Below are 15,188 nucleotides of genomic sequence, written 5' to 3' on the forward strand. Positions count from 1 at the left end.
GTCGATCAAAGCAAGGCGACATCCTTCAGGCTTGTAACCCATGCAATGCTGTGAGCTCTTCAGGTCATTTCTTTGGGTTACTTTTCTTTGGGCCCGCAAAGAAAAGTGACTCGGGCCCTTTAGGGGCCGAAAGCTCCGAAAGCGCCGCAGGCAATGGCTCAATCCACGAAATCCCCAGCTGAGGCTCGACGCTAATCAGATGCACGCAGGGGAAGGCAGGGCAAAGGATCAATCAATCCCAAGCTTCTTCAGCTTGTACCGCAATGCACGGAACGTAATACCCAGCTTCCGCGCTGCCGCCGTTTTGTTGTAGCGCGACTCTTCCAGCGCCTTCATGATCGCGGTGCGCTCGAGGTTGCTGATGTAGTCGTCCAGTGGCAATTCGCTGGAAGGCGTCTGCGCGGCGGGTACGGCTGCGGGCGACTGGTTCTGCGCATAGGCCGCCGGGGTAGCGTGATGGGTGGAGTGCGCACCCGCGCCGACTTCGGCGGTATGACGCGCAGGACGTTGCGGCAGCATCAGATCGCTGGCATCGATGCGATCACCGTCGCACATCGCCACCGCGCGCTCGAGAATGTTTTCCAGTTCGCGCACATTGCCGGGAAAGTCGTACTCCTCCAGCGCCTGGCGCGCTTCGGGAAGCAGGCGCACTGGCGTGCCGCCGCCACTTTTCACCGCCAGATGGCGCAGCACGAAGTCGGCCAGCAGCGGTACGTCGCCGCGGCGTTCGCGTAAGGGCGGCACGCGCAGTTCGATCACGTTGATGCGATAGAACAGGTCCTGACGGAACTGGCCCTGATCGACCAAGGCCGCGAGATTCTTGTGCGTGGCGGAAAGAATGCGCACGTCCACGGCGACTTCTTCGCGCGCACCGATCGGGCGCACGGCTTTTTCCTGGATCGCGCGCAGCAGTTTTACCTGCATGTGCAGCGGCAGCTCGGCCACTTCATCGAGGAACAGCGTGCCGCCGTGTGCGGCCTGGAACAGTCCTTCCTTGTCCGCAACCGCGCCGGTGAAGCTGCCTTTGCGGTGGCCGAAGAACTCACTTTCCATCAGCTCGGAAGGAATCGCGCCGCAGTTCACCGGCACAAATGGTCCGCTGGCACGCGGTCCCTGTTCGTGAATGAGCCGTGCGACCAGTTCCTTGCCCACGCCCGATTCGCCAGCGATGTACACCGGAGCCTGATTGCGCGCGAGCTTGCCAATGGTGTTGCGCACTTGCTGCATGGCGCCGGAGTCACCGATCAACCGCTCGCTTGAGCCGGTTGCAGCAGGGCTGGCACCAGCGCCGGTGCGTTTTTCTTCCGCCAGCTTCAGCGCAGTGCGGACCAGTCGGCGCAGCATCTGGATATCGACCGGCTTGGAAACGAAATCGAACGCGCCGGCCTTCAGCGCCGTGACGGCGGCGTCAACGTTGCCATAAGCGGTGATCATCGCCACCGGCGTCTCGTCATGCTCGGCCGCGATCAGCTCCACCAACTCCTGGCCGCTGCCATCGGGCAGCCGCATGTCGGTGAAACACAAGTCGTAGCTGCGTTCGGACAACGCCTGGCGCGCTTCGGCGACCGTGCCGACTGCATCGACCTTGAGGTCCATGCGGCCGAGCGTAATCGTCAGCAGCTCCCGGATGTCGCGTTCGTCGTCGATAACCAGGACTGTCTGTTGGCTCATGATTCGGCGGCTAAAGGTTGAGTTTCCGTTCAGGATACTCGCGGCACCCGCCAGTGGCAAAGCGCGGCGTGTTCGCGTACGTCTAATGACTGAGGTGCTTGAGGAAGAACCTTACCATCACACGATAGGCATCCTGCGACTCGGGCAGCTCCGGATCGGAGAAGAACGAGTGCCACATGCCTTCCCACACGTGCAGTTCGGTCTGCACTCCCGCTTTGTCGAGCAATTGCTGGCTGGCCAACACCGAACTCATCGCCATGTCGCGCGTGCCGGTGATCAGCAGGGTGGGCGGAAATTTGGCCAGCAACGCGGGCGAAAGGCCGGGCTGTACCAGTGGATCGCGGGGGCTCGCGCCATGGAAATAGGGAAGGTCGGCCAGCGTGAGCCGGTGCGCCGGCGCGCCCTGGCCATTCAACACGGGGCCTATGTAGGCCGAGTCGCCGTCGATATCCAGCAACGAAGAGCACAAGGTACCGATGGCGCCGGGCACTGGCACCTTGTCGGTGATCAGGCGGGCAACCGATTCGCCAGTGAGGATGCCGCCGGCGGAGCAGCCATAGATACCGATCTCTTTGGGCTTGTACTGCTTGAGCAAGGCGCGATACACGGCCTCCACATCCTCGCTCGCAGCTGGGAACGTGTGCTCGGGCCCTTGTCGATAATCAACCGTGATCACCTTGATGCGGCCGATGCTTGCGACCGGAATCGCCTCCACCAGCGCGCCGCTATGCGCACCCCACAGGAAGGCGCCGCCATGCAAATTGATCAGCACGCGATGCGCGTTTTCTTCGGAGACGCCCCGCGCCGGTAGCACCACGTCCGTCCTTACGCCGCCGATCGTTTCGCTCTGGATCTTCACCGCATACATCTTTTGCATGCGCGCGGCGCGATCGCTGTTGAGGTGATCGTAAAAGGCGCGGCTCTGTTCGATAGGTGCTGTGATCGGTGGTGCCTTGCTACCCGCGGCGAGCATTTTGGGGAAGAAGGCGCGTGCTTCGGGCGAAGCGAAGGTGGAGTAGGGGATACTGACAGCGGGAGAGGTGATGGTGGCGTCGGGTTTGATAGTTGGTGCGGTGTCTTGCGCAGAAACTGCCGAACCGAATAGTGCGATGGCTGCAAGGCATAGAAGACGTGGTGCGTACATGATTCCTCCCTGCTCGCGATGGATGTAGGTTGCTATGAAAGTACAGTCTCCCTCGCCGTCGTCATTCCTGCGAAAGCAGGAATCCATCTTGCTCTGATGCACCCCGTAAAAATGGATTCCCGCGTTCGCGGGAATGACGGCTATGGGGCGTGTTACGGCGTACTCGCGGATTTTGGCGATTTCGTGCCGCTCAAAATTTCATCCATCATCAAATACACCCCGTTGGTCCAGCCGAAGCCGATCACATTGGCGGTGTAGCCCGCGCTCACTTTCACATCGGCATTGCCGCTGGCCATGTTGTATTTCTCGCGGATCGTGCCATCGGCGGCAAGGCTGCGATCGATCGTGGCGTTGAACTTGCCGGCGATGCGGTGTGCATCGTCGTGGAAGCCATAGGCATCCAAGCCGGCTACAGCAAGCCAGTTGGTGGGTGCCCAGCCGAACGGTGCATTCCACTGCGCACCGCTGGGCTTGTTGTCCATGGCAAGACCGCCGGACAGTTCGAAGATGGAAAGCTTGTCGCGCACGGAGGCCGCCTGTTGCGGTGAAGCCGCACTGGCCCATAGCGGATAGAAAGTGCTGAGGTAAGGTGCGTCGGACGGCTTGCCGGCAACGGCATCGTAATCGCGATACATGCCGAACTCAGGGCGCCACAGATACTTGTTCATCGCTTCTTTGCGCGCGGCGGCGGACTGCGCCCAGTGTTCCGCATCGGCGGTCTTGCCTAATTGCTGGGCAAAGTCGTGCAGATCCATCTCGTAGCGATAGAGCAGGCTGTTCAAGCTCACATCCGCGTAGTGATGGGTGGAGCCACCAAACGGGCCGTAATGGAAATTGGTGTCGAAACCCGATTCGCGCATGGCGCGATCGCCGTGGTAGTAGTCGGCGGTCAGGCGATAGCCGCCCAGCCAGTTGCCGGCGCACACCTTGGATGCTTGCACGTCGCAACTTTCCGTCTTCAGGCGATCGGATTCGGCTGCATCCGGATGCTCGCCGGCCTTGAGTAGATAACCAGGATTTTCGGTCGGATGGGCGAGCAGCCACTTGATCACGCCGCGATAGTATTCGCTGGTCTGTGCCTCCAGCACCGGGCCTGCGCCGAAATCGTAATAGCGCGCCAATCCTGTGTTGCCGGCAAGATGTTCCGGGCGCGTCCAGATGTCGTGATTGCGCACCGCGAGCGGATAGGCTTTTTCGAGCCAGTCTCGCTTCTCGTCCGCATTGTGGAAAGCTGCCGGATCGTTGAGCACCGACACCATCATCCGGGTGAGGAACGGCGGCTGTGAACGGCTGAGGTAGTAAGTGCGGTTCGCGTTCAACACGCCGCCGTAGTACTGCACCTCGAACAGCGCGTTGTCGACCATGCTGCGCGCCAGCTCGGTGCGATGGTCGGCCACCAGGCCAAGCAGGATGAAGTAGCTGTCCCAGCCGTACATCTCATTGAAAAAACCGCCGGGCACCACGTAGGGATGCGGTAGATAAAGCAGGCCTTGCACAGGCAGCTTGGTCGCGTCGACGTCACCGAGTTGCTCGATGGTGCGCGGTAACGTGTGTACATCGATATTGCAGCGTTTCTGTGCCTGCAGTAGATCCTGCGGCGCGGTGAACTGCGCCGGCACATAGAGCACGGGGCGTGTTCGTATCTTCGGGTCGAGCAACGACTTGCACTCGTCCTGGGAACGCGTGAGCGTGCTCCAGGCTTTGTCGATGTAGTCGCGGGTCTTGGCCGGATCGGGCTGTGCGGCGGAGGCGGTCGCGACAAACGTGGTTAGAAGCAATGAAAGGTAAGCAGTTCTTACAATGCCAATTCTTGCTTCGCCGGAATGACGGTGAGGAGAATTTAGGCTTTGCGGAGTAGTGCCAAGTTCGTTGTTCATGCGAAATCCCCATTTCAGAGCCACCGATCGCTAGCTGATGGCGTATTGCGAATCAAAGAGTATGGCGCGTGAGGGTTACGTTTCCGTGGGCATCTCGCTGTAACGTGATGTCCATCGACGTGCCGCGAAACGTGACGTGCTTGATCGTCACGCTCTTCCAGTGTGCAGGCAGCATGGGTGGATAGGCCTGCACCAGCCCTTGATCCTCGATGCGCAAGCCGGTAAAGCCGTAAAGGATGTTCTGCAGCAGTCCACCACTGGACGTCATGAAATAGCCGGTGTTGTTGCTGGCCGTTTCGGTGCGCACGTTGAAGGGCGGCTTGAGTACGTCAGCACTGATGTAGCTTTGGAACCATTTGTCTGCATCCTTCACGTAGCCGGCAGTGGCGGCCGTGATGGAAAGCGGCAAATAGCCCATGCTGTTGGCTTCGCGGTGTGACTGCTTGATGGGTGCGATGGCGTAGTCGTAGTTGCGCTTGCGCAGATCCTGGCTCATGGACAAGTCCACCGATGGAAGGCTCAGATGAGGCAGTGCGCTGCCGCCCCATGAATCGATGTCGTGCGGTACGGTCTCGTCGAAATCCAGGTAGTGGCCTTCCTGCTTGGAGAAAGGCAGGTAGAGTCCTTTCGCCACTTCCGCCCAGTGCGGGTCAGGCTTGTCGTCGACGACGGCTGCGGCATCCGTGGCAATCTCAAGCGCCTTGCGTGCGGCCGCATTGGTAAACGTGTCGTTCGGCACGTCGTTGTAATCCTCGTCCACCGACGTGACGTGCAGGATGTCGTAGCGTTGCTTGATCGGATTGTAGGTGGCGCGACTGGCCCAGAAGTCGGCCACGGCACGAATGACCGGCCAGCCATGTTGGACCAGCCAGTCGCGATCGTGCGTGGCGAGGAAGTACTGCCATTGTGCGATCGCGATATCGGCGTTGACGTGGATTTCGCGTTCGTCCAACACCCAGGCGAAATGGGGTGTTTGCGAGCTTCCATTGTCCGGATCGGCTTCCCATGGATACATCGCGCCGCGCAGATTGCGTTCATGGGCGCGCTGCTTGGCCTCATCGAGCGTGCGGGCGCGGAACATCACCAGAGATTTTGCGCGATCAGAATGCAGCAAGAGCAATGCGGGGAACACCCAGGAATCGCTATCCCAGAAAATGTGTCCTGTGTAACCCGGTGTCATGCCGCAAGCGCCGATCGGCCACGCCGTGTCAGGTGCGACGTTCGACAGCAGATAATAGAGATCGGAGTGCACCATCCGCTGCGCTTTGGGATCACCGTTGATCACAATGTCCGACTGCCACAAGTTATGCCAGGCGTTCTCGTGTTCTGCCAACAAGGCATCGAAACCTTTGTCGCGTGCGGCGGTTGCCTGGGCCAGATTCTGCTTCGCATTAGCGCCACCCCAGCCATCTCGTGACATCGCCACGTATTTGGTGAAGGTGTAGGTGCGACCTTTGCGCACCTCGACGCGCAGGTTCAGCGCCAGGCGATAGTCGCTGCGGTAGCGCTCGACATGGCTGGCTTGGACATCGTTCGGCAGCGCGATCGCCACGGCTTGCGCCATACCGGCACCCTGCTCAGCCTTGCCTCGCAGCCATAGCGTGAGTGCTGAAGTATCGCCATCAGCGGTCAGCACATGCGTGTCGCCGTGGTACCACAACGGCGCTCGATCCGGTGTTGCGGGTGGTATCGGCCGCAGCGTCATGTTGTTGGCGAACACGGCTTCCTGCATCTGCGGGCCGTCTATTTTTGCCAATGCGAATCGCGGCTGGTGAGGCGCCCATTGATCGAGCTGGAAGGAAAGCTGCACTTCGCCGTCGAAATCCGGCGTGATCGAAAACTGCGTCGCAGCAAGATGAGGCGATGCCTGGCTGACGAACGTCTCCACCTTGATCACGGTCGTTTTGTGGCCGTCGATGTAGTTGTACTGTGTGGTCAGTACGCCGTTGTACATGTCCAGCGTCTGCGCGTAGTCCTTGAAGTGATGGGCGTCGACGTCGACCTGATTCAGCCAGAACTGACCGGCGTGCGATGCGCCGGTGCTGTAGTCGATGCCGGTCCAGCCGGGGATGGCCGCGGGGCGTGACACGTCGCCTTTTGCGTAATCCATGAAAGCGATCATGTAGGCGAGATTGCCTTCAGTCCCGCGTGGGGCGGTCATGGTGGAGATGTAGCCGTTGCCGAGTTGGCCGGGAAAATAAGTGCCAAGATCCTGCATGGTGGCAGTCAGCAGAAAACTGGAATCGGTAGCGGCGCAAACACTGCTGGCCATCAGCGCGAGGCAGGCGAGTAGCATGCGCCGCCGTGTCATGGTGTTTCCTCCGGCACCACGTCGAAGGCCACCGTAAGTCGGGTCTGCTCGCTGTGGAATGGCACGGTGCCGTGCCAGAAATAGGAAGGAAACAGCACCAACTTGCCCGCTTCGGGCCGGACTACGTGCTGGGTATGCAACGGCGGCGTGGTCACGATGCTGGGCTGCCCGAACGCGAGACATCCGTCCGGCGTGGAAGCGCGGGCCATGTCATCGGGCAGGTCTACGTAAAACGCCGAAGAAATCCAGCCGCGCGGGTGTACGTGACTGGTGTGAAAGCCTGCACTACGCAGCCGCACCGACCAGCCGCCGTTGTAGCGATAAGCCCCGCGGTTGCGGCGGCGTAACGGATCGGAACCGCTGCCGATATGCGCGAGGTAAGCGCGGATCGGTGCGTCGAATGCTTCGAAAAGCGCCTGGATGATGAGATCCGGGTGACGCGTCAGATCGCCGGTGGTTTCCGTGCCATGGCGCAACGATTGGAACAACAACGGGTGGCCATGCGGATTGTGCAGGCGCTCCAGGCTGCGCTTCACATCAGCAAGGAAATGAGGCAGATCCGGCCACTGCGGTGGCGCCTGCAAGGTTTGCGGACGCACCAGATCCGGATAGTCGCAAAACGCGTCGTAGCGCTCATCGCCGAGCAGACGCCATGCGGTGGTCTGCAATGCGATCAAGTATTGATCGTCCGGTGTGTTGGCAAGCAGTGCTTCGCAGTGACGCAATGCATTTTGCGCATCGCCGGTACCTAACAACGCCGCAGCCAGCAGGTTTCGCGGTGCGCTAGCGGAAGGTGATCGTTGCAGTGCGCGTTCTGCCAATGTCAGCGCGGTGGCAGGATCGAATTCCAACGCAGCAAGCCCCGCACGTACCAGTAGGGAGGGTGTGGCTTGTGGATGCGCCGCCGATGTCGCCAGGCACAGGTAAGCGCCGTGTGCATCGCCGGCGCCCTGCAGAATCGCCGCTTTCGTGGCGAGCAGCGCTTCGTCACCCTGGAATTTTTGTAAGGCTTGATCGAGCACCGCGGTGGTCTGCGCGCTATCGCCTGTGCGCATCCATACCAGCCGGGCAAGATGATCGTGTGCATCGATATGGCGAGGTTCCTGCCGCAGGCAGTCGCGCAGGGCAGCTTCTGCGGATTCCAATTTGCCGAGTGCGATCAGGCTGCTTGCATGGGTGAAATAGACGGCTGCCGTCCGGTGCCCACGTGCAAGCGCGTTATCGGCGGCGCGTTCGGCCTCGGTGTGTTTGGACGCCGCCGCCAAGGCCATCGCCAGTGCATGGGCCGCAGCAGGATCGTCAGGCAGCGCTTCTGCTCGTCGGCGATAAAAGCCAACGGCTTCATCCTGACGTCCGAGCGCCGCAAGCGCTGCAACATGTTGCGCGATCAGCTCGGCCGGTGCCTGTGTGGAACCGCACAAGGGGGCAACGATGGTCAGCGCATCGGTCGGGCGCTGCTGATCGTTGTAGTGGCGCGCAAGCAGCAGCGCGGCGTGCGGTAGACGCTGAGCTACACGTTGCAGCAACGGCACCGCTTCGTCCTGGCGTCCGCTGTTCAGTAGCAACTCGCCGAGCGAGGCCCACGTTGGCGCCCAGCCAGGATCGGCGGCCATGGCTTTGCGCAACAGCGCCTCCGCGCCTTCGATGTCCCCCTGTGCTTGCCGAATACCGCCCAGCAGGCGCAAGGCTTCCGCATAGTCAGGGTGCTCTTCGACAATGGATTGCAGTCGATCACGCGCACCGTGAAAGTCCCCGCCCTGCAACAGCTTGCCGACCTGCTGCATGGCTTCAAGGAGTGAGGGCGGGGGCATGGACATCGTCGTTACAGTGCCGTGCGAACCAACTCCGCCTTGCCTGCCGCGTTGCGCTTGATCGTTATGTCGTACTGCCTGCCGCGGAAGCTCACGCGCCGAAGCGTCAACGACGTCCAATTCGGCGGCAACGCGGGTGCATAGGCTGCATCGAGGCCGTTGTCATCGATGCGCAAGCCGGTCAGGCCATAAATCATACTCTGCAGAAAACCCGATGACGTGGCGAGAATGTAGCCGGCGTTGTTCGCCACCGTTTCGGTGCGAACGTTGAAGGGCGGTTTCAGGAAACCGACCAGGTTGCGTTCGATCCAGTCCCCGGCGGTCTTCGCATCGCCGAGTTCTGAAGCGCCGACGGCGAGCATCACCATCATCATCTCGTTCGGATCGTCGCCGTGTACTTTCAGCTCATGCAACTGGAAGTCGAAGTCGTTGCGGCGTACGGCGTCCGACATCGGCAGGTCGAGATTGGGATACATCAGCCACGCGAGTGACGAGCCCATCCAGGTGATCTTGTCGTGCGGGACCGACTCGTCGAAATCCAGATGACGCTGTTCCTTGTCGAGGAACGGGATGTACATCTTGGCGGCGATCTGTGTCCACTGCGGATCAACTGGCTCGCCGACGGTCTTCGCCGCTTCGACGGCAATGTTGAGTGCCTTGCGTGCGGCGGCGTTGGTGAAGGAGTCGTTCGGCACGTCGTCGTACGCTTCGTCCGGAGACGTGACGTGCATGATCTCGTAGCGATCCGCCGCCTTGTTGTAAGTGACGCGACTGGCCCAGAACTGTGCGATTTCGCGGATCACCGGCCATCCGTATTGCTTCAACCAATCCTTGTCGCCGCTGGCGAGGTAGTACTGCCATTGCGCGATGGCGATATCGGCATTGACGTGAATCTCGCGATACACGCCGTAGGCGAAATGCGGGGTGTTGTCCACGCCGGTCTGCGGATCGGATTCCCATGGATACATCGTGCCTTTCGCACCGTACTGGATGGCGCGTTCGCGCGCAGGTTGCATGGTGCGGTGACGGAACATCACGATCGGCTTGGCGCGTTCCGGATGCAGCAACAGCAGCGCAGGGAAGACCCATGAGTCGCTATCCCAGAAGGCGTGGCCGGCATAGTTCGGCGTCAATGCACAGGCACCCATCGGCCACGCGGTGCCTACGGTGCTGTTGGACAGCAGGTAGTAGAGATCGGAGTGCACCGCTTTCTGCACGGCCGGATCGCCATCCACGACGATGTCCGACTTCCACAGCCCATGCCATGCGGCCTGGTGGTTTGCCAGCAGCGTATCGAAACCTGTCGTGCGCGCTTGCTTGGCGAGTTCCACGTCGGCTTTCGCATCACCGCCCCAATCCTGGCGTGATGCAGCGAGGTACTTGGTGAACGTGTACGTGGCTCCTTGCTTCACTTTGGCCGTGACGTGCAGCGACAGCAGGTTCGACGTCTTGTCGAGCTTGATGCTCTGGATGTCCAGCGCCTTTGGCAGATCGATGGCCGCGGCTTCCGCCATGCTCAGGCCTTCCTTTGCGCGGCCGTTCAACCAAAGTGTCAACGTTTTGGTATCGCCGTCGCTGGACAACACTTCGGTATAGCCGGGATACCACACGGCGGCGCGGTCAGGCGTCGGTACGGGTTTGCTGTCGAGATTCTGTCCGCTGGCGATCACCGCAGCGATCATCTGGTCGCCGGTCATGCTGCCGATCGGAAGGCGCGGCTGATATTCGGACCAAAGGCGGATCGGGAAGGTGAGCTCGATGCTGCCGTCGAAGTGCGGTGTGATGGAGAACTGCGTCGCGGCAAGATGATTATCTGCCTGACTGACGAAGGTGGTGACCTTTACGTCGGTGGATTTGTTGGCGTAATCGAAGCGATAGCGCGTGGTGAGCGTGCCATCGTGCATGTCGAGCGTTTGCGAGTAGTCCGCGAAGATCTTCTTGTCCAGGCGCGTTGAATTGATCCAGCCGCCACCCGGGTTGTAGTCGATCTCGCTCCAACCGGGAATGGCGGCAGGACGGGAGGCATCGCGTTTGTCGTAGTCCATGAACGCGACCATGTATGCGCGCGCGGGCTCAGTGCCGCGCGGCGAGGTCATGGTCGAGAAATAGCCGTTGGCGAGATAGCTGGGAAAATAGTTGCCAAAGTTGTCGGATGAAGCGGTGAGCTGAAAGCTCGGGTCCGTCGCGCCGTACGCGTTGGAGACGGCGGCAAACGCCGCGAGAAACAAACCAGACAGCCCAAGGCGGCGAAAGCTCATGAAAACTCCAGCGTAAAGCGTTGCGTGTTTCGACCTGGATGGTGTTACTTGGCGGCTAGTGTGATGGTTGCCGTCGCTGTGCCTGCACGATCGGTCTCGCGCTTGAAGAAGAACAGCGTGACCAGGATCAACAGCATCGGCACCAGAGAGAAATAGAACGCGTGGATGCCATCGAAGCGCGAGAACACGATGGCCGTGATGCGTGAACCAAGCGTGCCGCCGAGTGCGGAGAAGATCACGATCAGGCCGGTCATCGCCGCATGCGACGGCTTGGGCAGCGAGCTCAGCGCCACCGAGTTGATCACCGGATAGATCGGCGCCATCAACACGCCGATCAGCGGAATCAGGTAGGCAGCCGCGGGTGCATTCATCCAACCGACATCCGCCCGTTCCACCACGCCCTGGGCCAGCGGCAGCGTGAGCATCACCAGCAGACCCATGCCGAGCACGCAGATGTTGAGCAGCGCATACCAGCGCATGCGGCGCAGCAGCTGGCCGGCAATGATGCGGCCCACTGCCGAGGCGCCGGCAAGGATGGTCGCGAGCTGGATGCTCATCGCATTCGGCAGCTTGAGAATTTCGTTGTTGAAGGTCGGCAGCCAGGTGCTGAAGCTCTGCTCGATCAATACGTATAGAAAAGCTGAGGTGAGAAACACGTAAACCAGCGGACGCAGGAACAGATGCAGCATTTCCAGCAGCGAGCCGCGCATCGATTTGGTTTCCTCGGTGCGCGCCGCCGATTCGTCCAGGCGCGACGTGGCAAGCAACAGGATCACCAGCACGCAGATCACGGCCAGCACCCAATACACATTGAGCCACGACGGACTGGTCGGTTTTGCGCCATCGATGAAGGCGCTGAATAGCCACCCGGCGAACAGCACGCCGACCATGAACAATCCTTCGATCGTATTGGTAAGCCGGCCGTGCTCGCTGCGATCGTTGGCCAACAGGCCAATGGAGGAATACACCGCCACCTTGGTCAACGCGAACGACACGCCCACACAGGTGAACAACAGTTCCGTGGTGCGGAAGCTCGGATACAACGGCATCAGCACACAGGCGCAGGCAACGATGCCCAGCGCGATCATCATCGCGCGCCGATAACCAAGCAGGGGAAGAAAGGACGCAACCAGGAAGGAAGTGATCGCAATCGGCAGATCCTTGAACAGCTCCAGCAGGCTCGCTTGCGGCTTGTCGACGCCGAAGGTGTAGATCGACTGCAAGATGACCGTGCCCACGCTGTTGAGCAGAATCGCGAAGACCATGTAGATCAAGGCGAGCGCGGCGATCATGCGGAATCGGTTCATGGCGACCTGCCTGGTGACGAATTGCATGGCGAAACAAACCCTCCACCGGCCGTAACCGCCGAAGCTGTGCCGGGTGAAAGACCGGCCGCGCAACGGTTGCTAACGGCGAACTCTACAACGTGTTATGCGGGGAAAGTCCATGGCCGGACACAAGGCCGGCCATGGGTGCCCAAAGGAGGGGAGGGCGGCTAATGCTTCTAAAGAAATCTCCCTCTCCCAGCACGGGAGAGGGAGCAAAGCAGGACGATCAGAAGTTGTACTTGATCTGCCCGTTCACCTCGCGGCCTTCGATCGAACGGGCCAAAATCACGCCACCCGAGCTGGCAAAGCCGAACAGGCGCGCATTGCCTTCGGTGATGCCGATCTGATTGGTCAGGTTGGTGCCTTGCACGCTCAACACCCAGTGCGGTCCGACGTTGGCCAGCACGCCGAAGGCCAGGTCGTAGTAGTTGCCCAGCGGCTGCTGCTGGATCAGGTCGCCGTAGCGGTTACCGACGTACTCGTAGGTGATCCAGGCTTTCACGCTACCCCACGCGGTGGGGAAGGTGTACGAGGGTGTCAGGCGGAACTGGAACTTCGGCTGGCGCTGCAACTGCATGCCGTTGATGCTGCTGCATGCGTTGGCCCCGCTCTGCGTCGTATAGGCGAGGCAGCCGACGTAGCGATAGTAGTGGCCGTTCATGTAGTCACCGGAAAAGGTGACGGCGGCATGCTCGAACGGTTTCACCGTCGTGATGAAGTTCACGCCCTTGGCCTGTGCGCCGTACACGTAGGTGTTTTGGCCGGTATCGGTGGTGATGGTGTACGGCACGTTGTAGAACAGGCGGCGATACGCGCTGACGTCGGCATAGATCCAGTCGGCCTGATACTTGAAGCCGATTTCGTAGTTCCTCACCTTCTGCACCGGCGTGGTGGGCATGCCGCGCAGATCGTCGAAGTCCGGGAAGTGCACGCCCAGGTTCGCGCGGACGTAGGCGCTCATGTTCGGGTTGAACTCGTAGTTGGCGCCCAGCGTCCAGGACTTCTCCGTCTTCTCGTAATTGATGTACTGATTGCCTGGCGCGAAGTAGATGGAGTTGTTGTTGTAGAGCGTGTACGGGTTGTCATCCAGGTCGCCCTTGGCGGTGTTGGCGATCGCACCGTTCGACGTCTGGCGCTCCACACGCATACCGCCATCGATCAGCCAGTTGCCGATCTTCCAGGTATCCGTCGCGAAGAACGCGGTATTGAAGCCGTGCCAGCGCTCTTTGATGGCTGCTGCAGAAACGGCGCTGACAAAACCTTGTGGATCGGTCAGATCCCAGGTGTTCACGCCGTTGGTAAGCGACACCACGATCGGATTCGGATTGCTGATGGCCTGCAACAGCATGTTGTTGCCGAGGTACCAGGTGTCATGGTCCTGATAGACGGCGGTGAAGTTGCCCAGCGTCAGGGTATTGCCTTCGAACAATTCATCGCTGACGTGGAATTCGTTGCTGAACGATTCGAGGTTTTTGCGCACAGACCACAGGCCCTGCTGGGTGACGTTCTGGTTCATGTCCGCCGCCTGGCCATTCGTATAGGTGGCTGTGGCGACAAGACCAGCCGGAAGGTTGTTGGCTGTTTCTTGGCCGGCGATATAGGACGCCAACGAAGTGGGATTCGCTCCCGTGCTGAAGAACGAGACGGTATTCAGCTCGCCGGCGGTGAAGCCCAGCTTGTCCGAGATCGACCAGCCGTTGCCGAAATCCCAGTCGAAGTTCGCGCCGAACATGCGCAGATCCGCGCCGCGGCCCTTGGCAAGGTTCACGTCCTGACCGCCTGGCTTGCAGCCGGGGGTGAAACAGGGCGTGGTTTCGATGAATTCACGCTGGTCAGCCGTGCTGCCGAATGTGCCGGTGAGTGCATCGAAACCCGGATAGTTGGAGAAGTTGCCCTTGCTCGCGTTGAGGATCGGCGTATCGGTCACGAACTGGTTGTGATCCTTCAGCGCGCGCGCATAGAACATCAGCGACCCGTTGTCCCAGTCGCGCGTCAGCGTGGCGGTGAGCTGGCCACCGTTATCGGCCGGGAACTGCGGATTGCGCACGCCGTCCGAGCGACGCCAGAACCCGCCGATGCTGGCGTACCAGCCGTTGGCGACCTTGCCGCCGAGGAAGCCATCGAGGCGGTACAGGCCTTCCGAACCGAAGGTAACGCCGATGTCGCCGGAAGGCGTGTCAGTGCCTTCGCGCAGGATGAAGTTCGAGGTCACACCCGGCTGGCCGTTGCCATACAACACCGACGGACCACCTTGCACGATTTCGACGCGGTCGATGGTGTCATCGAGACGGAACATGGTGGAGTGTTCCATGAACGACAGGTTCGACATCGGATACAGCGGCGTGCCGTTGATCTGGCCCGTGTAATACGGCGCGTCGCCGCCACCCGGGAAGCCGGCCACTTCGATGTTCGCGCCGGTCTGGCCGCCGGACGATTCCGGATACACGCCGGGCGAGGCTTTCAGCAGGTCGGCCACGCTCTTGGGGTTGGCTTCTTTGATCTGCTCTGAGCTCATCGAGGTGATCGAATAGCTGGCATCGATCTTTTTGATACCGCCGAATGTTGCCGTGCCGGTCACCACCACTTGTTGCAGGGTTTGCGCATTCTTGGCGTTGGCAGCCTGCTGGGCGCCGGGACTTGCCTTGACGGGAGCGGCTGTAGGCGCCGTCGTTGTATTTTGGGTCTGGCCGTTATCTTGCGCATACACAGCACCAGACATAAGCGTGGTCGTGATAGCTGCCGATAACGCTACGCGTGTGAGTGGCTTGGTCTTCATCGAACGTTCTCC

General features: G+C 60.6%; 8 protein-coding genes. All 8 read right to left on the reverse strand.

Annotated elements, in window-relative coordinates; all coding sequences use genetic code 11:
• Positions 1–228: 228 nt before the first annotated feature.
• Positions 229–1,671: a sigma-54-dependent transcriptional regulator gene (locus QQJ86_RS10255; RefSeq protein WP_284320842.1), complete on the reverse strand. Its 1,443-nt coding sequence runs from the start codon at positions 1,669–1,671 to the stop codon at positions 229–231.
• 82 nt (positions 1,672–1,753) lie between these two features.
• Positions 1,754–2,815 carry an alpha/beta hydrolase gene (locus QQJ86_RS10260; protein WP_284320843.1) on the reverse strand — a complete coding sequence of 354 codons (1,062 nt, stop codon included), beginning with the start codon at positions 2,813–2,815 and terminating at the stop codon, positions 1,754–1,756.
• Positions 2,816–2,967: 152 nt separating this feature from the next.
• Positions 2,968–4,692: a trehalase family glycosidase gene (locus tag QQJ86_RS10265; protein WP_284320844.1), complete on the reverse strand. Its 1,725-nt coding sequence runs from the start codon at positions 4,690–4,692 to the stop codon at positions 2,968–2,970.
• 52 nt (positions 4,693–4,744) lie between these two features.
• Positions 4,745–7,003 (reverse strand): glycoside hydrolase family 65 protein, encoded by a 2,259-nt coding sequence (locus QQJ86_RS10270; protein ID WP_284320845.1) that lies wholly within the window; start codon positions 7,001–7,003, stop codon positions 4,745–4,747.
• Positions 7,000–8,814 carry a putative 2OG-Fe(II) oxygenase gene (locus QQJ86_RS10275; protein ID WP_284320846.1) on the reverse strand — a complete coding sequence of 605 codons (1,815 nt, stop codon included), beginning with the start codon at positions 8,812–8,814 and terminating at the stop codon, positions 7,000–7,002. The genes QQJ86_RS10270 and QQJ86_RS10275 overlap by 4 nt, the downstream gene beginning before the upstream one ends.
• An 11-nt stretch (positions 8,815–8,825) precedes the next feature.
• Positions 8,826–11,072, reverse strand: coding sequence for a glycosyl hydrolase family 95 catalytic domain-containing protein (locus tag QQJ86_RS10280; RefSeq protein ID WP_284320847.1), 2,247 nt, complete (start codon positions 11,070–11,072; stop codon positions 8,826–8,828).
• 44 nt (positions 11,073–11,116) lie between these two features.
• Positions 11,117–12,379 carry an MFS transporter gene (locus QQJ86_RS10285; RefSeq protein WP_284320848.1) on the reverse strand — a complete coding sequence of 421 codons (1,263 nt, stop codon included), beginning with the start codon at positions 12,377–12,379 and terminating at the stop codon, positions 11,117–11,119.
• A gap of 247 nt (positions 12,380–12,626) precedes the next feature.
• On the reverse strand, positions 12,627–15,176 hold the full coding sequence (locus tag QQJ86_RS10290) for a TonB-dependent receptor (RefSeq protein WP_284320849.1): 2,550 nt from the start codon (positions 15,174–15,176) through the stop codon (positions 12,627–12,629).
• Between the last annotated feature and the right edge of the window lie 12 nt (positions 15,177–15,188).

The organism is Dyella acidisoli, from assembly GCF_030160295.1.
Classification (GTDB): Bacteria; Pseudomonadota; Gammaproteobacteria; order Xanthomonadales; family Rhodanobacteraceae; genus Dyella_B; species Dyella_B acidisoli.

Bases quoted from the DNA above. Each gene is read 5' to 3' on its own strand.
- QQJ86_RS10255 (WP_284320842.1), bottom strand. From the start codon at position 1,671: ATGAGCCAACAGACAGTCCTGGTTATCGACGACGAACGCGACATCCGG.
- QQJ86_RS10260 (WP_284320843.1), bottom strand. From the start codon at position 2,815: ATGTACGCACCACGTCTTCTATGCCTTGCAGCCATCGCACTATTCGGT.
- QQJ86_RS10265 (WP_284320844.1), bottom strand. From the start codon at position 4,692: ATGAACAACGAACTTGGCACTACTCCGCAAAGCCTAAATTCTCCTCAC.
- QQJ86_RS10270 (WP_284320845.1), bottom strand. From the start codon at position 7,003: ATGACACGGCGGCGCATGCTACTCGCCTGCCTCGCGCTGATGGCCAGC.
- QQJ86_RS10275 (WP_284320846.1), bottom strand. From the start codon at position 8,814: ATGCCCCCGCCCTCACTCCTTGAAGCCATGCAGCAGGTCGGCAAGCTG.
- QQJ86_RS10280 (WP_284320847.1), bottom strand. From the start codon at position 11,072: ATGAGCTTTCGCCGCCTTGGGCTGTCTGGTTTGTTTCTCGCGGCGTTT.
- QQJ86_RS10285 (WP_284320848.1), bottom strand. From the start codon at position 12,379: ATGAACCGATTCCGCATGATCGCCGCGCTCGCCTTGATCTACATGGTC.
- QQJ86_RS10290 (WP_284320849.1), bottom strand. From the start codon at position 15,176: ATGAAGACCAAGCCACTCACACGCGTAGCGTTATCGGCAGCTATCACG.